The sequence below is a fragment of the Yersinia rohdei ATCC 43380 genome (assembly GCF_000173775.1).
GTDB classification, from domain to species: domain Bacteria; phylum Pseudomonadota; class Gammaproteobacteria; order Enterobacterales; family Enterobacteriaceae; genus Yersinia; species Yersinia rohdei.
Genome location: NZ_ACCD01000035.1, coordinates 1 through 17,676, shown reverse-complemented (window position 1 = coordinate 17,676; position 17,676 = coordinate 1). Strand labels below are relative to the sequence as shown.

Below are 17,676 nucleotides of genomic sequence, written 5' to 3'. Positions count from 1 at the left end.
ACCAATTGAATCACGGGAGTAAAGACAGATGAGCATGCAAGATCCGATCGCGGATATGCTGACCCGTATCCGTAACGGTCAAGCCGCAAACAAAGTTGCGGTCACCATGCCTTCCTCCAAGCTGAAAGTGGCAATTGCCAACGTTCTGAAGGAAGAAGGTTTTATTGAAGATTTTAAAATCGAAGGCGACACCAAGCCTGTTCTGGAATTAGCACTTAAGTATTTCCAGGGCAAGGCAGTGGTAGAAAGCATTCAACGTATCAGCCGTCCAGGTTTGCGCATCTATAAGAAAAAAGATGAGCTGCCAAAAGTTATGGCCGGTTTGGGTATCGCTGTTATTTCTACCTCTAAAGGTGTTATGACCGATCGTGCAGCTCGCCAAGCTGGTCTTGGTGGCGAGATTATCTGCTACGTAGCTTAATTCGGGAGGAAAGAATGTCTCGTGTTGCAAAAGCACCCGTCGTCATTCCTGCCGGCGTAGAGGTAAAACTCAACGGTCAGGTTATTTCGATAAAGGGTAAGAACGGCGAGCTGACTCGTACCGTCCATAGCGCTGTTGAAGTTAAACAAGTAGAAAATACACTGACTTTCGCTCCACGCGAAGGCGCTGTAGACGGTTGGGCCCAAGCGGGTACCACTCGTGCATTGTTGAACTCAATGGTCATTGGTGTTACCGACGGCTTCACTAAGAAGCTTCAATTGGTAGGTGTAGGTTACCGTGCCGCAGTTAAAGGCAACGTGGTGAATTTAGCTTTAGGCTTCTCTCATCCAGTTGACCATGAATTGCCGGCTGGCATCACTGCCGAATGCCCGACCCAAACTGAAATCGTGCTGAAAGGCGCTGATAAGCAGGTGATTGGTCAGGTTGCAGCAGATTTACGTGCCTACCGTCGTCCTGAGCCTTATAAAGGCAAGGGTGTCCGTTACGCCGACGAAGTCGTGCGTACCAAAGAGGCTAAGAAGAAGTAAGGTAACACTATGGATAAGAAAGCAGCTCGTATCCGTCGTGCGACCCGCGCACGCCGCAAGCTCAAAGAACTGGGTGCGACTCGCCTGGTGGTACATCGTACCCCACGCCATATTTACGCGCAGGTTATTGCACCAAACGGTTCTGAAATTTTGGTAGCCGCTTCTACTTTAGAAAAAGCTATCAATGAGCAATTGAAGTACGCCGGCAACAAAGATGCCGCAACAGCTGTAGGCAAAACTATTGCTGAGCGCGCATTGGAAAAAGGGATCACGAAAGTATCCTTTGACCGTTCCGGTTTCCAATATCATGGTCGAGTCCAGGCACTGGCAGATGCTGCCCGTGAAGCTGGCCTTCAGTTCTAAGGTAGAGGTGTAAGATGTCTCACATCGAAAAACAAGCTGGCGAACTGCAGGAAAAGCTGATCGCGGTAAACCGCGTATCTAAAACCGTAAAAGGTGGCCGTATTTTCAGCTTTACCGCACTGACAGTAGTTGGTGATGGTAACGGTCGCGTTGGTTTTGGCTACGGCAAAGCACGCGAAGTTCCGGCAGCGATCCAGAAAGCGATGGAAAAAGCCCGTCGCGCTATGATTAATGTTGCTTTGGATAACGGTACTCTGCAGCACCCTGTAAAAGGTGCTCACACAGGTTCCCGTGTATTCATGCAACCAGCTTCTGAAGGTACCGGTATCATCGCCGGTGGTGCAATGCGCGCCGTCTTAGAAGTTGCAGGGGTTCATAACGTATTAGCTAAGGCATATGGTTCTACTAACCCGATTAACGTGGTTCGTGCAACTATTGCTGCCTTGGAAGATATGAAATCCCCAGAAATGGTCGCTGCTAAGCGTGGTAAATCCGTCGAAGAAATTCTAGGGAAATAACCATGGCAAAGACTATTAAAGTAACTCAAACAAAAAGCAGTATCGGTCGTTTGCCAAAACATAAGGCAACCCTGATCGGTTTAGGTCTGCGTCGTATTGGTCATACTGTAGAGCGTGAGGATACTCCTGCTGTACGTGGTATGGTCAACTTGGTTTCCTACATGGTTAAAGTTGAGGAGTAACAGATGCGTTTAAATACTCTGTCTCCGGCTGAAGGTGCCAAGCATGCGCCGAAGCGTGTAGGTCGTGGTATCGGTTCTGGCCTGGGTAAAACTGCTGGTCGTGGTCACAAAGGTCAGAACTCACGTTCTGGTGGTGGCGTACGTCGTGGTTTTGAAGGTGGTCAGATGCCTTTATATCGTCGTTTGCCGAAATTCGGCTTCACCTCTCGCAAAGCGATGATCACGGCAGAAGTTCGTCTGTCTGAACTGGCTTTAGTGGAAGGCGACGTAATCGACCTGAACACGCTGAAAGCCGCTAACGTTGTTGGTACCCAGATTGAGTTCGCGAAAGTTATGCTTTCAGGCGAAATCACTCGTGCGGTAACTCTTCGTGGTCTGCGTGTCACCAAAGGCGCTCGTGCTGCTATCGAAGCTGCTGGCGGTAAAATTGAGGAATAAGTAGCAGATGGCTAAGCAACCAGGATTAGATTTTCAAAGTGCTAAAGGCGGATTAGGCGAACTGAAGCGCAGACTTTTGTTTGTTATCGGTGCGCTTATTGTTTTCCGTATCGGCTCTTTTATTCCGATTCCTGGTATCGATGCCACTGTGCTTGCTAAATTGCTCGAGCAGCAGAGAGGCACCATCATTGAAATGTTTAACATGTTCTCTGGTGGTGCTCTCAGTCGTGCTTCTATCTTTGCCCTGGGTATTATGCCGTATATTTCGGCGTCAATTATTATCCAGCTGTTGACGGTGGTTCATCCAGCGTTGGCTGAAATAAAGAAAGAAGGGGAGGCTGGCCGTCGTAAGATTAGTCAGTATACCCGCTATGGCACGTTGGTATTGGCTATATTCCAGTCGATCGGTATTGCTACCGGTCTGCCGAATATGCCTGGGATGCAAGGTCTGGTAATCAATCCAGGCTTTGCCTTCTACTTTACCGCTGTTGTTAGCTTAGTCACGGGGACTATGTTCCTCATGTGGCTGGGTGAACAGATTACTGAGCGAGGTATCGGTAACGGTATCTCAATCATAATCTTCGCTGGTATTGTCGCGGGGCTCCCGCCGGCAGTTGGTCATACCATCGAGCAAGCTCGGCAAGGCGACCTGCACTTCCTCCTGTTGCTGTTGGTTGCAGTATTAGTGTTTGCAGTAACCTTCTTCGTTGTTTTCATTGAACGTGGTCAGCGTCGTATCGTCGTTAACTATGCTAAACGTCAACAAGGTCGTCGTGTTTATGCAGCACAGAGCACACACTTACCGTTGAAAGTGAATATGGCCGGGGTTATCCCTGCAATCTTCGCTTCCAGCATAATTCTGTTCCCTGCCACGATTGCATCATGGTTTGGGGGCGGGACAGGTTGGAACTGGCTGACGACTATTTCGATGTATTTGCAGCCGGGACAGCCGCTTTATGTGTTACTCTATGCGTCTGCAATCATCTTCTTCTGTTTCTTCTACACGGCGTTGGTGTTTAACCCGCGTGAAACAGCAGATAACCTGAAGAAGTCCGGTGCATTCGTGCCAGGAATTCGTCCGGGAGAGCAAACGGCGAAGTACATCGATAAAGTAATGACGCGTCTAACCTTAATTGGTGCGATGTATATTACTTTCATCTGCCTGATCCCGGAGTTCATGCGTGACGCGATGAAAGTACCATTTTACTTTGGTGGTACCTCCCTACTTATCGTAGTGGTGGTCATCATGGACTTTATGGCTCAAGTGCAAACTCTAATGATGTCGAGTCAGTACGAGTCTGCATTGAAGAAAGCAAACCTGAAAGGCTATAACCGCTAATTCAGGGATGTTTGAGAAGTTACGGAGAGTAAAAATGAAAGTTCGTGCTTCCGTCAAGAAATTATGTCGTAACTGCAAAATTGTTAAGCGTAACGGTGTCGTTCGCGTAATCTGCAGTGCCGAACCAAAGCATAAACAGCGTCAAGGCTGATTTATCTTGCATATTTTTCTTGCAAAGTTGGGTTGAGCTGGCTAGATTAGCCAGCCAATCTTTTGTATGTGACTGCAATGCTATTTGAGTATCCTGAAAACGGGCTTTTCAGAATGGTATTGCTGTATAAAAATAGTAGGAGTGCATAGTGGCCCGTATAGCAGGCATTAACATTCCTGATCAAAAACATACTGTTATCGCTTTAACCGCGATCTACGGTATCGGTAAGACCCGTTCACAGGCTATCTGTGTTGCTGCGGGTATTGCTGAAAATGTTAAGATCAGTGAGCTGTCTGAAGAGCAAATCGAGAAGCTGCGTGACGAAGTTGCCAAGTACGTTGTAGAAGGTGATCTGCGTCGTGAGGTGACCCTGAGCATCAAGCGTCTGATGGACCTTGGGACTTATCGTGGTTTGCGTCATCGTCGTGGTCTACCAGTTCGCGGTCAGCGTACTAAGACCAACGCACGTACCCGTAAGGGTCCGCGTAAACCGATCAAGAAATAATCGGGGTGATTGAATAATGGCAAAGGCACCTATTCGTGCACGTAAGCGTGTAAGAAAGACAGTCTCTGACGGTGTGGCTCATATCCATGCTTCTTTCAACAACACCATCGTTACCATTACTGATCGTCAGGGTAACGCTTTGGGTTGGGCAACAGCCGGGGGTTCCGGTTTCCGTGGTTCTCGTAAATCTACTCCGTTTGCAGCGCAAGTTGCAGCAGAGCGCTGCGCAGAAGCAGTGAAAGAATACGGTATTAAGAACCTGGAAGTTATGGTTAAAGGACCTGGTCCTGGTCGTGAGTCTACTATTCGCGCGTTAAACGCGGCTGGTTTCCGCATCACTAATATTACTGATGTGACTCCGATTCCTCATAACGGTTGTCGTCCGCCGAAAAAGCGCCGCGTATAACGTTGCTTTTAGGTTAGTTGGAGAGAGAAAATGGCAAGATATTTGGGTCCTAAGCTCAAGCTGAGCCGTCGTGAGGGCACAGACCTGTTCCTTAAGTCTGGCGTTCGCGCGATTGACACCAAGTGTAAGATTGAACAACCACCTGGCCAGCACGGTGCGCGTAAACCGCGTCTGTCTGACTATGGTGTACAGTTACGTGAGAAACAAAAAGTTCGCCGTATCTATGGTGTTCTGGAACGTCAATTCCGTAACTACTATAAAGAAGCAGCACGTCTGAAAGGCAACACTGGTGCAAACCTGTTGCAATTGCTGGAAGGCCGTCTGGATAACGTAGTTTACCGTATGGGCTTTGGCGCAACTCGTGCTGAATCACGTCAGCTGGTTAGTCATAAAGCTATCATGGTAAATGGTCGCGTTGTTAACATCGCTTCTTATCAGGTATCTCCGAATGACGTAGTCAGCATCCGTGAGAAAGCGAAAAAGCAGTCTCGTGTTAAGGCAGCTTTGGAGCTGGCTGAGCAGCGTGAAAAGCCGACTTGGCTGGAAGTTGATGCTGTCAAGATGGAAGGTGTGTTCAAACGTATTCCTGAACGTACTGATCTGTCTGCGGACATTAACGAACACCTGATCGTCGAGCTTTACTCCAAGTAAAGCTTAGTACCAAAGAGAGGACACAATGCAGGGTTCTGTGACAGAGTTTCTAAAACCGCGCCTGGTAGATATCGAGCAAGTCAGTTCGACGCACGCCAAGGTGACCCTTGAGCCGTTAGAGCGTGGCTTTGGCCATACTCTCGGCAATGCACTGCGCCGTATTCTGCTTTCATCTATGCCGGGTTGCGCGGTGACCGAGGTTGAGATTGATGGTGTACTGCATGAGTACAGCACCAAAGAAGGCGTACAGGAAGATATCCTGGAGATCCTGCTCAACCTGAAAGGGCTGGCGGTGAGAGTTCAGGGCAAAGATGAAGTTATTCTTACCCTGAATAAATCTGGCATTGGCCCTGTGACTGCAGCCGATATCACCCATGATGGTGATGTCGAAATCGTCAAGCCGCAGCACGTTATCTGCCACCTGACCGATGAAAACGCATCTATTAGTATGCGTATCAAAGTTCAACGTGGTCGTGGTTATGTGCCGGCTTCTGCCCGAATTCATTCGGAAGAAGATGAGCGCCCGATTGGTCGTCTGTTAGTAGACGCATGCTATAGCCCTGTAGAGCGTATTGCCTACAATGTTGAAGCAGCGCGTGTAGAACAGCGTACCGACCTGGACAAGTTGGTTATCGAGATGGAAACCAATGGTACGATCGATCCTGAAGAGGCGATCCGCCGTGCGGCAACTATCTTGGCTGAACAGCTTGAAGCTTTCGTTGACCTACGTGATGTACGTCAGCCGGAAGTTAAAGAAGAGAAGCCAGAGTTTGATCCGATCCTGCTGCGCCCTGTTGACGATCTGGAATTGACTGTCCGCTCTGCTAACTGCCTCAAGGCAGAAGCTATCCACTACATCGGTGATCTGGTACAGCGTACCGAGGTTGAGCTGTTGAAAACGCCGAACCTGGGTAAAAAATCTCTTACTGAGATTAAAGACGTGCTCGCATCACGTGGTCTTTCTTTAGGCATGCGCCTAGAAAATTGGCCACCGGCTAGCATTGCTGACAACGAGTAACCGGATCACAGGTTAAGGTTTTACTGAGAAGGATAAGGTCATGCGCCATCGTAAGAGTGGTCGTCAACTGAACCGTAACAGCAGCCATCGCCAGGCTATGTTCCGTAACATGGCCGGCTCTTTGGTTCGTCATGAGATAATCAAGACGACCCTGCCGAAAGCGAAAGAGCTGCGTCGCGTTGTTGAGCCGCTGATTACTCTTGCCAAGACCGACAGCGTAGCTAATCGTCGTCTGGCATTCGCCCGTACTCGTGATAACGAGATCGTGGCAAAACTGTTTAACGAGCTAGGCCCGCGTTTCGCGAGCCGCGCCGGTGGTTACACTCGCATTCTGAAGTGTGGCTTCCGTGCAGGCGACAACGCCCCGATGGCTTACATCGAGTTAGTTGATCGTGCTGCATCGCAAGCAGAAGTAGTTGCTGCAGAGTAATCTGTAAACGCGTAAAAAAACCGGGCTTGCCCGGTTTTTTTACGTCCATAATTCAGTAAGATGAGTTTTTTTCCACTATATCTTGTCCCTATCCTCTTATTATTTACCTGCCAATCCATTAACCTTCACTATCAAACCATCTGATGGGACTATTCTCTTAGGGGTGATATGGGATTAATTGATGAGTGGGCTGAAAGGCATATTATTAATGCTCAAGAAAAAGGGGAGCTCGATAACTTGCCGGGAAGTGGTAGGCCATTGTTACTCGATGATGATACGCATATACCTCTGGATCTAAGAGCAGGATATAGATTATTGAAGAATGCCGGATATCTTCCTCCTGAATTACAAGATAGGCAGGAGGCGCTTACTATTGCAGACTTATTATCAGGACTTGATAAACAGCAGGGTGATTATGCTCATCTCCACAAACGTTTAGTTTTATTGGAGCTGAGGCTAAAGCAAGCTGGGTTTAGTACGGATTTTCTGCACCAAGAGTATCAATCTCAAGTGGCAGATAAGATGTCGAAAGAGGAGTGACAAAATGTTAAAAATTGGGCAGCTCGCGAAACTTGCAGATGTCACGCCAGATACTATTCGCTATTATGAAAAGCAGGGTATGATGAATCATGGTGAGCGAACAGAGGGCGGCTACAGGCTTTATACCGAACAAGATTTACAGCGTTTACGTTTTATCCGTTATGCGAAGCAACTCGGATTTACATTAGAAACTATCGCTGAATTATTGTCGATCCGCGTCGATCCCGAACATCATACATGCCAAGAATCCAAAGCCATTGTTGATTCGCGCTTACATGATGTCGAAAGTAAAATTACAGAGCTAAAAAGGATGCGCGAATCACTGAAACGTCTTAGTAATGCTTGTTGTGGAAGTACCCATGCCACGACTTATTGTTCTATTTTAGAAGCTTTGGAACAGGGCGCGGCTGAGGAGCAAAATTTTTCAGATAGGCAGTTTTAAAGGGTTCGGATAAACAGTATTATTAGGGCGATTTTTAATCAACACATCCATTAGTGAGGCACTATTATGACGACATATCGGCATACTAAAGGCAAAATTAAAGACAACGCGTTAGAAGCATTACTCCATGATCCCCTCTTCAGGCAGCGTATAGAGAAAAATATAAAAGGCAAAGGGAGTTATCAACGTAAAGAAAAACATGCAAAAGGCGGTAACTGGGAGGCCAGTGGTAAGCAATCAATGGATTTATTACCACTGGCCTTCTGGTTTTAGAGCAAAAAAAAAGCCATCTAATTGATGGCTTTTAACGTTTTATTGCAATGGGATTATTTGGATTGCTGTGCTTTCAGCAAATCACGAATTTCAGCTAACAATTTTTCTTCTGTTGTCGGGGCTGGCGGCGCTGCTGGCTCTTCCGCTTTTTCACGGCGCAGTTTGTTTATCACTTTAACTGCGGAGAAAATAGCCAGTGCTACGATGACAAAATCAAAAATGCTCTGAACGAATGTACCGTAATTCATTACAACCGCGGGCACAGTTCCTTCCGCTGCTCGTAATACGAAATGGAATTGTTTAAAATCGACTCCACCGAGTAATAAACCTAATGGTGGCATGATGATATCGGCGACAAGTGAAGAAACTATTCTGCCGAATGCAGCACCAATAATTACCCCGACAGCTAAGTCGACAACATTGCCTCGCATGGCAAATTCACGAAATTCCTTCATAAAGCTCATAACCAACACCCCATTTAAAATGAACTACTTAATCTTAGCTAAATAAAGCCTACTACTGCCAAAATTATAAGAGATTTTTTCTATTCCCTTTGGGATTAGTTTTAATTTATAAAATTGGCAAGCAAATTTAATTATTGCTGGCTACAAGAAGAATGGACTTGGTTGGAACAATCGCTCCACATCAGGAACAAATTTCTTGTGGGTGATAAACATCACCACATGGTCGCCCTGCTTAATAACTGAATTACCATTAGCAATGATTACTTCATCACCACGAACAATGGCCCCAATGGTCGTTCCGGGTGGTAGTTTGATATCTTCGACCATTCGGCCGACAACTTTTGACGTGCTTTCGTCACCATGAGCAATGGCTTCGATAGCTTCTGCGACACCCCGTCTTAGTGACGATACACTGACAATATCGGCTTTGCGCACATGGCCTAATAGTGCAGAAATAGTGGCTTGCTGTGGTGATATCACTATATCAATAACACTTCCCTGCACCAGATCGACATAGGCACTGCGCTGGATTAATACCATCGCTTTTTTCGCACCCATGCGTTTTGCCAGCATAGCTGACATAATATTTGCTTCATCATCATTGGTAATGGCAATAAAGACATCAACCTGCTCAATGTGTTCTTCAGCTAGCAGTTCCTGGTCTGATGCATCGCCATAAAACACGATAGTATCGTGCAGCATTTCTGCTAGTTCAGCCGCGCGTTGCTGGTCGCGTTCAATTAATTTTACGCTGTAATCTTTTTCCAATCGCAGGGCCAAACCCGCACCCACATTGCCACCGCCAACAATCATAATACGTTTATAAGGCTTTTCCAGACGCTGTAACTCACTCATTACGGCCCGGATATGCTGCGAGGCGGCAACAAAGAAAACTTCATCACCCGCTTCAATGATTGTTGAGCCTTGTGGGCGAATAGGTCGGTCTTGGCGGAATATAGCGGCAACTCGGGTATCAATGTGCGGCATATGATCACGCAAAGATGACAATGCATTCCCAACTAATGGCCCGCCATAATAGGCTTTGACTGCGGCAATACTGACTTTACCCTCCGCGAAATTGACTACCTGCAAGGCACCAGGGTATTCGATTAATTTATAGATATAATCGATAACTAGTTGTTCTGGTGAAATTAAATGGTCAATAGGCACCGCTTCAGGTAAAAAAAGCTTATCTGATTCACGGATATATTCAGCTGAACGGATTCGAGCGATACGATTTGGCGTATTAAAGAGCGAGTAAGCAATTTGACAAGCAACCATGTTGGTTTCGTCGGAGTTAGTTACCGCAACCAACATATCAGCATCTTCAGCTCCAGCTTCCCGCAAAATTCGAGGATGCGAGCCGTGCCCTTGCACAACTCGCAGGTCAAATTTATCTTGTAACTGGCGTAACCGGCCAGAGTCGACATCAACGACAGTGATATCATTGTTCTCGCCTACCAGGTTTTCTGCCAGGGTTCCGCCAACTTGTCCTGCCCCAAGAATAATTATTTTCATCGCGTTCTCTGTTTCACACTGAAATTAGGTTTGAGGCAGTAAAATCCACCATTAGCTTTTGATTAACTTGGCATAAAAGAAACCGTCGCCATCTTCAGGGTGCGGCAGATTTTGTCTACCAGGTGCTGAAGTTGTCCCTGTTTCAACCAACTCGGCTTCGCTATGTCGTTGCAGGAAAGCGGCGATTTGTTGCTGATTTTCTTCGGGTAATATAGAGCAGGTAGCATAAACCATTACGCCGCCTTTTTTCAGTTTAGGCCAGATAGCTTCGATTATCTCAGATTGTAGCTGGGCCAGTTCGGCGATATCACTGTTTCGACGTAACCATTTAATATCTGGATGCCGACGGATGACCCCAGTGGCAGAGCAAGGTGCATCTAATAATATTCGGTCAAACTGTTGGTTACCGCACCATTCATCCGGAGTTCGGCCATCACCGACCCGCACGTCCGCATGTAATTTTAAGCGCTGTAAATTTTCTTTCACCCGGCTGAGTCGCTGTTCATCAATATCAACCGCCAATACATGAGCTTTTGGCGCAGCTTCCAGAATATGAGTGGTTTTGCCCCCAGGGGCAGCACAGAGGTCGAGGATCTGTTCGCCATTTTGCGGACTGAGCAGATCAACACAGCCTTGTGCCGATGCATCTTGAACTGTTACCCAACCGAGGTCAAAACCAGGTAAGTCATTGACAGAGCAAGGTGTGATAAGGCGAACTGCATCAGGATAAACGTCATGAGGCAGTGCTTCGATATCTGCTTGTTTTAAGAGTTCTAGATATTCACTACGCGAATGATGAAGCCGGCTCACCCGCAGCCACATGGGTGGTTTCTGATTATTCGCCTCCAAGATCTGCTGCCATTGATCGGGATAAGCTTGCTTAATCCGTGCCAATAACCAACTTGGATGCAGGTAATGACTCTCGTTATTTGCGGCGCGCTCCAGTAATTCTACCTGTTGGCGCTGGAATTGGCGTAGCACACCGTTAATTAGCCCTTTTAATTGCGGGCGTTTCAGCGCAGTAGCGCCTTCAACTGTCTCCGCCAGAGCTGCATGTGGAGGAATTCGGGTGTATATCAGCTGATAAAGTCCGACCATAATCAGGTAATGAAAAACACGCTGTTTACCGGTCATAGGGCGTGCCATTAACTGTTGAATGCACCACTCGAGTTGCGGCAGGACACGCAAAGTGCCAAAACACAGTTCCTGTAGCAGTGCGCGATCTTTATCGGAAATACTTTTATTTAGTCCAGGCAAAACGGTACTGAGCGATTGCCCCTGATCCAATACCTGGCTAATTGCTTTAGCAGCGATGCTACGGAGATTGTATGTGTTTTTCATAACCAAAAAAGCCGACAAACGTCAGCAAATAAAGGGAAAGTGGCCCGATGATGAAGTATCGGGCGATGAAATCTATACCCATCAATATGTTAAGTTGCAAAGGGGTTGGCTGCTCTCGCGACCACAGTTCTGCACCTTGAAATCCAATCGGTATACAGTTGAAACAGATCTATTATGCGAGTTGGCTGCCAGGTGTAAACCATTCGCGCCGTGAATTTAACAAATCTGCAGCTGACATGGGTTTTTTCCCTGCAGGTTGCAGTTGTGTAATATTCAAAACGCCCTCGGCGGTAGCAACTTGAATGCCATGCTTATCGGCATGAATGACAGTGCCGGGTGCTGCATTCTCAGTAGTATCAATCACTTGTGCTTGCCAAACTTTGACCGGTTGTTCCTCAACCACAAAATAACTGACGGGCCAAGGATTGAAAGCACGAATACAACGCTCTAGCTGAATCGCAGAAAGTGACCAATCTAATTTGGCTTCCTCTTTACTGAGTTTTTCTGCATAGGTAACTTGAGCTTCATCCTGAACTTCAGGCCGGGCATTGCCTGCGGCTAATTGTTGCAGTGTTACCAATAATCCCTGGGGGCCCAGCTCGGCTAATTTGTCATACAGTGTCGCACTGGTATCTTCTGGCTGAATGTCACACTCAATCTTATGCAGCATATCGCCAGTATCTAGCCCGATATCCATCTGCATGATAGTTACCCCGGTTTTTGCATCACCAGCCCATAAAGAGCGCTGAATAGGTGCAGCACCGCGCCAGCGTGGTAACAACGAACCATGCACATTAATACAGCCGAGCCGCGGCATTGCTAGCACTGAAGCAGGCAGAATCAAACCATAGGCCACCACCACCATAATATCCGCGTTAAGATCGGCGACTAAATGTTGGTTTTCTTCAGGCCGTAGTGATTTTGGCTGAAAAACGGGAATATCGTGTTGTTCTGCTAGTACCTTAACCGGGCTTGACGTGAGCTTATTACCTCGACCAGCCGGGCGATCGGGTTGAGTGAAAACACCCACAATTTGATGTTGAGAAGACAACAGCGCGCCTAAATGGCGCGCTGCAAAGTCAGGAGTTCCGGCAAAAATAATTCGCAAAGAATCAGACACGTTGGTTTCCTGCATTAGAAAGGGTTAGTTGGCACGCGCATTCAACTTGGCCAGTTTCTCCAGCTTTTGGCGGATACGCTGGCGTTTCAGCGGTGACAAATAGTCTACAAACAGTTTACCAACCAAGTGATCCATTTCATGCTGGATACAAATTGCTAATAAATCATCAGCTTCCAGCTCAAAAGGTTTACCGTCACGATCCAGCGCTCTGATTTTTACTTTCTCAGCTCGAGGAACCAACGCGCGTTGCTCAGGAATGGATAAACAACCCTCTTCAATGCCGGTTTCGCCGCTTTTTTCCAACAATTCTGGGTTGATCAACACCAAACGTTGGTCGCGGTTTTCCGAGACATCAATGACGATAATTTGCAGGTGAACATCCACTTGTGTTGCAGCAAGGCCGATACCTTCCTCTGCATACATGGTGTCGAACATGTCGTCGACGATACGCTGGATTTCACTATTAACTTCTTTTACCGGCGCAGCAATTTTGCGCAGCCGCTCATCTGGGTAATGTAATACTTGTAATACTGACATAAATATCTAGATCTGCGTCCGAGTAGTGAATGATATTCAATCTCTATTGTAGACATTTCCGGCCCTGATTGACAGCATCGGCTACCAATTGAACGAATAGGTATCTGTATAGAAAGTAAGCCAGGGAGGCAAAATGCTAGCGGCAGAATTATGGCTAAGGATGAGTCAGGTCAAAGGGCTTGGGGCAAGAAAAGGTAGCGCGCTCGCCAAGCGGTTGCTCGCCAGCGGTGATATTCATCCGGGGAGGTTAGCAGCCTATGGATTGCAACCGCCGCAATGCCAACAGTTTTTGCGGGCAGATGCCCATTATATTGAGGCCGCACTTCGGTGGTTGAATCACCCCTCTCACCACCTATTGGCTTATGGTGAACCTGATTATCCACCCCGCTTAATACATATTTCAGCCGCGCCATTAGTCATTTTTGTCTCCGGTGAGCTTGATGTCCTTTATCGTCCACAAATTGCTATGGTTGGGAGCCGGCATTTTAGCCATTATGGCGAGCAGTGGGGGCAGTATTTTTCCTCTGAACTGGCTCTCGCGGGGCTTGTTATTACCAGTGGTCTGGCAATGGGGATTGACGGGATCTGCCATAAGGCGGCCTTGAGTGTAAAAGGTAAAACTATCGCTGTCTTGGGGAGTGGGCTGGAGAATATCTACCCGCGTTGCCATAATCATTTAGCCAGAGAAATTGAGAGCCAAGGTGGAGCCTTGGTTTCCGAGTTTTTGACGACCGCACTGCCTATCGCGGCACATTTTCCCAGAAGAAATCGCATTATTAGTGGGTTAAGCTCTGCGGTCTTAGTTGTTGAAGCTACACTGAAAAGTGGTTCTTTAATTACAGCCCGCTATGGCATGGAGCAAGGGCGGGATGTTTTTGCTTTACCGGGGCCATTAGGCAGCGCAACCAGTGAAGGTGTGCACTGGCTAATTCAACAGGGAGCTTACCTGGCAAGGTCTGCTCGTGAGATAGCTGAACAAATCGGCGGTTCGCTACAATGGATATCATTGCCGGATGAAGTAATTATTTCTTCATCCGAAGGGCAAGTTGAATTGCCATTTGCCGATGTGTTGGCTAACGTAGGAGATGAGGTGACACCCGTTGATGTCGTCGCCGAACGCGCCGGCCAACCTGTGCCAGATATCGTCAGCAAATTGCTCGAGCTGGAGTTAGCAGGGTGGATCGCAGCTGTACCCGGCGGCTATGTCCGATTAAGGAGGGCAGGCCATGTTCGACGTTCTAATTTACTTATTTGAAACTTATATGCATAACGAGTCGGAAATGCTGGTCGATCAAGACAAAATTACCGACGATCTTGCTGACGCGGGTTTCTATCGTGAGGATATCAACAACGCCCTGAACTGGTTAGAGGCTCTTGCGGATTTACAAGAAGGGCAGAAAGCCCCTTATCTCTATGCTGCTGATCCGCAAGCATTGCGAGTCTATACTGCGGAAGAATGCCAACGCCTGGATACCACTTGTCGTGGTTTTATCTTATTTCTTGAACAAATTCAGGTATTGCACCTTGATTCCCGTGAGATGGTTATCGATCGCCTCATGGCGTTGGACTCTAATGAGATTGACTTAGAGGATCTCAAATGGGTGGTATTGATGGTGCTGTTTAACATTCCAGGTTATGAAAGTGCTTATCAGCAAATGGAAGAGTTACTTTTTGAAGTCAATGAAGGTTATTTGCACTAAGTGGTAATATCACTGGCTAATAATTTTATAGAGAAGGCGTTATGACGAAAACAGTTACTGCCAAGGATAACGGGCCGTGTCCGGAATGTGGATCGGCGTTAGTTATCCGCAGCGGCGGTCATGGCCCATTCCTTGGTTGTTCACATTATCCAGACTGCCAATATATACGTCCGTTGAAAGCACAATCAGATGGGCATATCGTGAAAGTCTTGGAAGGCCAACATTGTCCTGAATGTGGTTCAGAGATGGTGTTGCGGCAAGGGCGCTTTGGGATGTTTATTGGTTGTAGCCAATATCCGCAATGTGACCATACTGAAGTCATTGATAAGCCTGATGAGACATCAATTGGTTGCCCACAGTGTGGCCAAGGGAAATTGCTACAACGTAAGTCTCGGTTTGGGAAAATATTCCATGCCTGCAATCGTTATCCTGATTGCCAGTTTACGATTAATCAGCAACCCATTGCTGGAGAGTGCGCTTATTGCCACTATCCATTGTTAATGGAAAAGAGAACAGCACAAGGCGTAAAACGTTTTTGCGCCAGTAAGTTATGTGGGAAGGCAGTAGTAAGTGAGTAATAACAACGTGAGTAAAACAGAAAATAATGTCGTTTTCTCAGATGTGCTGCGGGCATTGCAGCAAGAACAGGTTATCGCCTATCCAACAGAAGCGGTTTTTGGTTTAGGTTGTGACCCAGATAGCGAAAATGCGGTGAATGCCTTATTAGCATTAAAACAGCGCCCCTGGCAGAAAGGCTTAATCCTAATTGCAGCTAATTATGAACAGTTAAAACCTTATGTGAATGATTCGGCGTTAAGTGATACACAGCGAGAAACACTCTTCTCCTGTTGGCCAGGGCCAGTCACATGGGTAATTCCGGCCCGCCCTGAGACGCCGCGCTGGTTAACTGGTCATTTTGACTCATTGGCTGTCAGAGTGAGTGACCACCCACTGGTACAGCAACTTTGCTTGCAATATGGTAAGCCACTGGTTTCAACCAGTGCCAATTTAAGTGGACAAGAACCTTGCCGTACGGTCGCAGAGGTCAGAATGCAATTCGGCCCTTCATTACCAGTACTTGAAGGTCAGGTTGGTGGCCGCCTGAATCCATCTGAAATAAGAGATGCTTTAACCGGTAAGCAATTCCGTCAAGGTTAGGAAATAGCATGGATCAAAAATTTGCAGTGTTTGGCAACCCCATTGGGCACAGTAAGTCGCCGAGGATCCATGCGCTTTTTGCCGAGCAAACCGGTATTGAACATCAATACGGTATGGTATTGGCACCTCATGAAACCTTTGAGCAAGTATTAACATCGTTTTTTGCTGCTGGGGCAAAGGGCGCCAACATCACGACGCCATTTAAAGAACTTGCCTATGCTAAGTGTGATGAACTCACTGATCGCGCATCACTGGCCGGTGCCGTCAACACTATAAAGCCATTAGAGGACGGGCGTCTGTTAGGCGACAATACAGACGGTATTGGTTTACTGAGTGACCTTGAACGTCAGCATTTAATAAAAGCCACAGACCGTATCTTATTGGTAGGCGCGGGCGGTGCCGCTCGCGGTGTGATTCTCCCTTTGCTTTCATATGGATGCAAAGTGGTTATCACTAATCGGACTTATGCACGTGCGCAGCAGCTTGCCGAGGTATTCCATCATTTAGGCGATATTGATGCTGCTGAAATGCAGTCTTTAAGTGGGCAGCAATTTGATTTAATCATCAATGCGACAGCCTCGGGTATTCATGGCGAAGTTCCGCATTTACCTACTGATATCATTTATCCGCAAACCCGCTGTTACGATATGTTTTACCAAGCAGATACCACCCCGTTTTTAGCCTGGAGCACAAAGTTAGGAGCGACTTGCTATGCTGATGGTTTGGGAATGCTGGTGGGGCAGGCGGCACATGCTTTTCAGCTCTGGCATGGTGTAATGCCAGATATTGCACCAGTATTAAATCAGTTGCGTGATGATTTAGGTAAATAGAAAGGTATTCGGTTTAAGTAAAAATGCAGGGAAGGAAGTGATTTATTCCCTGCGTCTGATATTACGCCTTATTTGGTTTCTGTCAGATAGTCATCTTTCCAGCGCACGTAGTTGCCCGCAGAGTAAAGCAAACCTTCTAATTCCGCTGGCGTCAAAGGGCGAACTTGTCTGGCAGGGCTGCCCATATAAAGGTGGCCGCTAACCAATCGTTTTCCAGGAGAGACTAAGCTGCCTGCACCAAGCATGACGTCATCTTCTATAATAGCCTCATCTAATACAATGGAACCCATGCCCACTAATACTCGATTGCCGATGCTGCAACCGTGCAACATAGCCTTATGTCCGACAGTGACATCCTCACCAATGATCAGCGGATACCCCTCGGGGTTATAGTCAGACTGATGAGTGACATGCAATACACTTCCATCTTGAATATTAGAACGAGCGCCAATGGTTACTTGGTTAACATCACCACGAATAGCCACTAACGGCCAGACACTGACATCATCACCCAAAACAACATTACCAATGATCACACTGGATCCATCAATAAGGACGCGTTCACCGAGCTTGGGTGAATAATGAAGATAGGGGCGAATAGCATCGGACATAATAATAGCCTCTTAATAAGAAAGTACTTTACCGGCAATACTAGCCTTTGCTGATGGAATTACAACCAATCTGGTCTGGGGATCGTAGTGAAAACGCAGTAGATCGACCAAGATCTGCACGTTAGGAGTGAAAAGTATTCAAACAGTAGAAAAAGACGAAAAAAGAGTTGTG

27 protein-coding genes are annotated in these 17,676 nt (G+C 47.0%); 21 read left to right on the top strand and 6 right to left on the bottom strand.

Annotated elements, in window-relative coordinates; all coding sequences use genetic code 11:
• Positions 1-28 precede the first annotated feature (28 nt).
• The 16 genes from rpsH to YROHD0001_RS02200 all read left to right on the top strand — a co-directional run bounded on the left by rpsH (position 29) and on the right by YROHD0001_RS02200 (position 8,225).
• Positions 29-421, top strand: coding sequence for a 30S ribosomal protein S8 (rpsH, locus tag YROHD0001_RS02135; protein ID WP_002213332.1), 393 nt, complete (start codon positions 29-31; stop codon positions 419-421).
• A gap of 14 nt (positions 422-435) precedes the next feature.
• Positions 436-969, top strand: coding sequence for a 50S ribosomal protein L6 (rplF, locus tag YROHD0001_RS02140; RefSeq protein WP_004716376.1), 534 nt, complete (start codon positions 436-438; stop codon positions 967-969).
• A gap of 9 nt (positions 970-978) precedes the next feature.
• Entirely contained in the window at positions 979-1,332 is a 354-nt protein-coding gene (rplR, locus tag YROHD0001_RS02145) for a 50S ribosomal protein L18 (protein WP_004702337.1), read from the top strand.
• A 14-nt stretch (positions 1,333-1,346) separates the two neighbouring features.
• Positions 1,347-1,850, top strand: a complete 504-nt coding sequence (rpsE, locus tag YROHD0001_RS02150; protein WP_004391412.1) for a 30S ribosomal protein S5 — start codon at positions 1,347-1,349, stop codon at positions 1,848-1,850.
• Positions 1,851-1,852: 2 nt separating this feature from the next.
• Positions 1,853-2,032, top strand: coding sequence for a 50S ribosomal protein L30 (rpmD, locus tag YROHD0001_RS0118665; protein WP_002213339.1), 180 nt, complete (start codon positions 1,853-1,855; stop codon positions 2,030-2,032).
• A gap of 3 nt (positions 2,033-2,035) precedes the next feature.
• The gene (gene rplO / locus YROHD0001_RS02155; RefSeq protein ID WP_004391411.1) at positions 2,036-2,470 is read left to right on the top strand and encodes a 50S ribosomal protein L15; all 435 of its coding nucleotides are present in this window, start codon (positions 2,036-2,038) and stop codon (positions 2,468-2,470) included.
• Positions 2,471-2,477: 7 nt separating this feature from the next.
• The gene (gene secY, locus YROHD0001_RS02160) at positions 2,478-3,809 is read left to right on the top strand and encodes a preprotein translocase subunit SecY (RefSeq protein ID WP_004716375.1); all 1,332 of its coding nucleotides are present in this window, start codon (positions 2,478-2,480) and stop codon (positions 3,807-3,809) included.
• A gap of 34 nt (positions 3,810-3,843) precedes the next feature.
• Positions 3,844-3,960 (top strand): 50S ribosomal protein L36, encoded by a 117-nt coding sequence (rpmJ, locus tag YROHD0001_RS0118660; protein WP_002227352.1) that lies wholly within the window; start codon positions 3,844-3,846, stop codon positions 3,958-3,960.
• A gap of 148 nt (positions 3,961-4,108) precedes the next feature.
• Entirely contained in the window at positions 4,109-4,465 is a 357-nt protein-coding gene (rpsM, locus tag YROHD0001_RS02165) for a 30S ribosomal protein S13 (protein ID WP_004702348.1), read from the top strand.
• Positions 4,466-4,481: 16 nt separating this feature from the next.
• Positions 4,482-4,871 (top strand): 30S ribosomal protein S11, encoded by a 390-nt coding sequence (rpsK, locus tag YROHD0001_RS02170; RefSeq protein ID WP_002218948.1) that lies wholly within the window; start codon positions 4,482-4,484, stop codon positions 4,869-4,871.
• Positions 4,872-4,901: 30 nt separating this feature from the next.
• Positions 4,902-5,522: a 30S ribosomal protein S4 gene (rpsD, locus tag YROHD0001_RS02175; RefSeq protein WP_002218949.1), complete on the top strand. Its 621-nt coding sequence runs from the start codon at positions 4,902-4,904 to the stop codon at positions 5,520-5,522.
• A 25-nt stretch (positions 5,523-5,547) separates the two neighbouring features.
• Positions 5,548-6,540, top strand: a complete 993-nt coding sequence (locus tag YROHD0001_RS02180) for a DNA-directed RNA polymerase subunit alpha (RefSeq protein ID WP_004709232.1) — start codon at positions 5,548-5,550, stop codon at positions 6,538-6,540.
• 40 nt (positions 6,541-6,580) lie between these two features.
• A complete protein-coding gene (gene rplQ, locus YROHD0001_RS02185; protein ID WP_004391407.1) occupies positions 6,581-6,970 on the top strand; it encodes a 50S ribosomal protein L17 in 390 nt (129 codons plus the stop codon).
• Between the two features lie 168 nt (positions 6,971-7,138).
• On the top strand, positions 7,139-7,510 hold the full coding sequence (locus YROHD0001_RS02190) for a DnaJ family domain-containing protein (protein ID WP_004716373.1): 372 nt from the start codon (positions 7,139-7,141) through the stop codon (positions 7,508-7,510).
• A 4-nt stretch (positions 7,511-7,514) separates the two neighbouring features.
• On the top strand, positions 7,515-7,952 hold the full coding sequence (zntR, locus tag YROHD0001_RS02195) for a Zn(2+)-responsive transcriptional regulator (protein WP_004716372.1): 438 nt from the start codon (positions 7,515-7,517) through the stop codon (positions 7,950-7,952).
• Between the two features lie 66 nt (positions 7,953-8,018).
• Entirely contained in the window at positions 8,019-8,225 is a 207-nt protein-coding gene (locus YROHD0001_RS02200; protein ID WP_004716371.1) for an alternative ribosome-rescue factor A, read from the top strand.
• A gap of 53 nt (positions 8,226-8,278) precedes the next feature.
• Here the strand turns inward: YROHD0001_RS02200 and mscL are convergent, their stop codons facing one another.
• The 5 genes from mscL to def form a co-directional block, all read right to left on the bottom strand.
• Positions 8,279-8,689: a large-conductance mechanosensitive channel protein MscL gene (gene mscL / locus YROHD0001_RS02205; RefSeq protein WP_004716370.1), complete on the bottom strand. Its 411-nt coding sequence runs from the start codon at positions 8,687-8,689 to the stop codon at positions 8,279-8,281.
• A 141-nt stretch (positions 8,690-8,830) separates the two neighbouring features.
• On the bottom strand, positions 8,831-10,207 hold the full coding sequence (gene trkA, locus YROHD0001_RS02210; RefSeq protein WP_004716369.1) for a Trk system potassium transporter TrkA: 1,377 nt from the start codon (positions 10,205-10,207) through the stop codon (positions 8,831-8,833).
• A 51-nt stretch (positions 10,208-10,258) separates the two neighbouring features.
• Positions 10,259-11,548, bottom strand: coding sequence for a 16S rRNA (cytosine(967)-C(5))-methyltransferase RsmB (rsmB, locus tag YROHD0001_RS02215; protein ID WP_004716368.1), 1,290 nt, complete (start codon positions 11,546-11,548; stop codon positions 10,259-10,261).
• Between the two features lie 172 nt (positions 11,549-11,720).
• Entirely contained in the window at positions 11,721-12,668 is a 948-nt protein-coding gene (fmt, locus tag YROHD0001_RS02220; RefSeq protein ID WP_032818074.1) for a methionyl-tRNA formyltransferase, read from the bottom strand.
• A gap of 24 nt (positions 12,669-12,692) precedes the next feature.
• The gene (gene def, locus YROHD0001_RS02225; RefSeq protein WP_004716366.1) at positions 12,693-13,205 is read right to left on the bottom strand and encodes a peptide deformylase; all 513 of its coding nucleotides are present in this window, start codon (positions 13,203-13,205) and stop codon (positions 12,693-12,695) included.
• 133 nt (positions 13,206-13,338) lie between these two features.
• On the opposite strand from def, the gene dprA reads away from it, so the two are divergent.
• Genes dprA through aroE form a run of 5 tightly spaced genes read left to right on the top strand, consistent with a single transcriptional unit; the run spans position 13,339 to position 16,893 of the window.
• Complete coding sequence (gene dprA, locus YROHD0001_RS02230) at positions 13,339-14,460, top strand: DNA-protecting protein DprA (protein WP_004716365.1); 1,122 nt, start codon at positions 13,339-13,341, stop codon at positions 14,458-14,460.
• Complete coding sequence (locus YROHD0001_RS02235) at positions 14,432-14,905, top strand: DUF494 family protein (RefSeq protein WP_032818072.1); 474 nt, start codon at positions 14,432-14,434, stop codon at positions 14,903-14,905. Before dprA ends, YROHD0001_RS02235 begins: the two co-directional genes overlap by 29 nt.
• Before the next feature lie 41 nt (positions 14,906-14,946).
• Positions 14,947-15,483, top strand: coding sequence for a DNA topoisomerase family protein (locus YROHD0001_RS02240; protein WP_004716363.1), 537 nt, complete (start codon positions 14,947-14,949; stop codon positions 15,481-15,483).
• Between the two features lie 7 nt (positions 15,484-15,490).
• Positions 15,491-16,063 (top strand): L-threonylcarbamoyladenylate synthase type 1 TsaC, encoded by a 573-nt coding sequence (gene tsaC / locus YROHD0001_RS02245; protein WP_004716362.1) that lies wholly within the window; start codon positions 15,491-15,493, stop codon positions 16,061-16,063.
• 8 nt (positions 16,064-16,071) lie between these two features.
• Positions 16,072-16,893, top strand: coding sequence for a shikimate dehydrogenase (gene aroE, locus YROHD0001_RS02250; RefSeq protein WP_004716361.1), 822 nt, complete (start codon positions 16,072-16,074; stop codon positions 16,891-16,893).
• 68 nt (positions 16,894-16,961) lie between these two features.
• Here the strand turns inward: aroE and YROHD0001_RS02255 are convergent, their stop codons facing one another.
• Positions 16,962-17,504 (bottom strand): gamma carbonic anhydrase family protein, encoded by a 543-nt coding sequence (locus tag YROHD0001_RS02255; RefSeq protein WP_004716360.1) that lies wholly within the window; start codon positions 17,502-17,504, stop codon positions 16,962-16,964.
• Between the last annotated feature and the right edge of the window lie 172 nt (positions 17,505-17,676).

What these genes read in the sequence shown, in the direction of transcription:
- rpsH (WP_002213332.1), top strand. Translation starts at nt 29, where the DNA reads ATGAGCATGCAAGATCCGATCGCGGATATGCTGACCCGTATCCGTAAC.
- rplF (WP_004716376.1), top strand. Translation starts at nt 436, where the DNA reads ATGTCTCGTGTTGCAAAAGCACCCGTCGTCATTCCTGCCGGCGTAGAG.
- rplR (WP_004702337.1), top strand. Translation starts at nt 979, where the DNA reads ATGGATAAGAAAGCAGCTCGTATCCGTCGTGCGACCCGCGCACGCCGC.
- rpsE (WP_004391412.1), top strand. Translation starts at nt 1,347, where the DNA reads ATGTCTCACATCGAAAAACAAGCTGGCGAACTGCAGGAAAAGCTGATC.
- rpmD (WP_002213339.1), top strand. Translation starts at nt 1,853, where the DNA reads ATGGCAAAGACTATTAAAGTAACTCAAACAAAAAGCAGTATCGGTCGT.
- rplO (WP_004391411.1), top strand. Translation starts at nt 2,036, where the DNA reads ATGCGTTTAAATACTCTGTCTCCGGCTGAAGGTGCCAAGCATGCGCCG.
- secY (WP_004716375.1), top strand. Translation starts at nt 2,478, where the DNA reads ATGGCTAAGCAACCAGGATTAGATTTTCAAAGTGCTAAAGGCGGATTA.
- rpmJ (WP_002227352.1), top strand. Translation starts at nt 3,844, where the DNA reads ATGAAAGTTCGTGCTTCCGTCAAGAAATTATGTCGTAACTGCAAAATT.
- rpsK (WP_002218948.1), top strand. Translation starts at nt 4,482, where the DNA reads ATGGCAAAGGCACCTATTCGTGCACGTAAGCGTGTAAGAAAGACAGTC.
- rpsD (WP_002218949.1), top strand. Translation starts at nt 4,902, where the DNA reads ATGGCAAGATATTTGGGTCCTAAGCTCAAGCTGAGCCGTCGTGAGGGC.
- YROHD0001_RS02180 (WP_004709232.1), top strand. Translation starts at nt 5,548, where the DNA reads ATGCAGGGTTCTGTGACAGAGTTTCTAAAACCGCGCCTGGTAGATATC.
- rplQ (WP_004391407.1), top strand. Translation starts at nt 6,581, where the DNA reads ATGCGCCATCGTAAGAGTGGTCGTCAACTGAACCGTAACAGCAGCCAT.
- YROHD0001_RS02190 (WP_004716373.1), top strand. Translation starts at nt 7,139, where the DNA reads ATGGGATTAATTGATGAGTGGGCTGAAAGGCATATTATTAATGCTCAA.
- zntR (WP_004716372.1), top strand. Translation starts at nt 7,515, where the DNA reads ATGTTAAAAATTGGGCAGCTCGCGAAACTTGCAGATGTCACGCCAGAT.
- YROHD0001_RS02200 (WP_004716371.1), top strand. Translation starts at nt 8,019, where the DNA reads ATGACGACATATCGGCATACTAAAGGCAAAATTAAAGACAACGCGTTA.
- mscL (WP_004716370.1), bottom strand. Translation starts at nt 8,689, where the DNA reads ATGAGCTTTATGAAGGAATTTCGTGAATTTGCCATGCGAGGCAATGTT.
- trkA (WP_004716369.1), bottom strand. Translation starts at nt 10,207, where the DNA reads ATGAAAATAATTATTCTTGGGGCAGGACAAGTTGGCGGAACCCTGGCA.
- rsmB (WP_004716368.1), bottom strand. Translation starts at nt 11,548, where the DNA reads ATGAAAAACACATACAATCTCCGTAGCATCGCTGCTAAAGCAATTAGC.
- def (WP_004716366.1), bottom strand. Translation starts at nt 13,205, where the DNA reads ATGTCAGTATTACAAGTATTACATTACCCAGATGAGCGGCTGCGCAAA.
- dprA (WP_004716365.1), top strand. Translation starts at nt 13,339, where the DNA reads ATGCTAGCGGCAGAATTATGGCTAAGGATGAGTCAGGTCAAAGGGCTT.
- YROHD0001_RS02235 (WP_032818072.1), top strand. Translation starts at nt 14,432, where the DNA reads ATGTTCGACGTTCTAATTTACTTATTTGAAACTTATATGCATAACGAG.
- YROHD0001_RS02240 (WP_004716363.1), top strand. Translation starts at nt 14,947, where the DNA reads ATGACGAAAACAGTTACTGCCAAGGATAACGGGCCGTGTCCGGAATGT.
- aroE (WP_004716361.1), top strand. Translation starts at nt 16,072, where the DNA reads ATGGATCAAAAATTTGCAGTGTTTGGCAACCCCATTGGGCACAGTAAG.
- YROHD0001_RS02255 (WP_004716360.1), bottom strand. Translation starts at nt 17,504, where the DNA reads ATGTCCGATGCTATTCGCCCCTATCTTCATTATTCACCCAAGCTCGGT.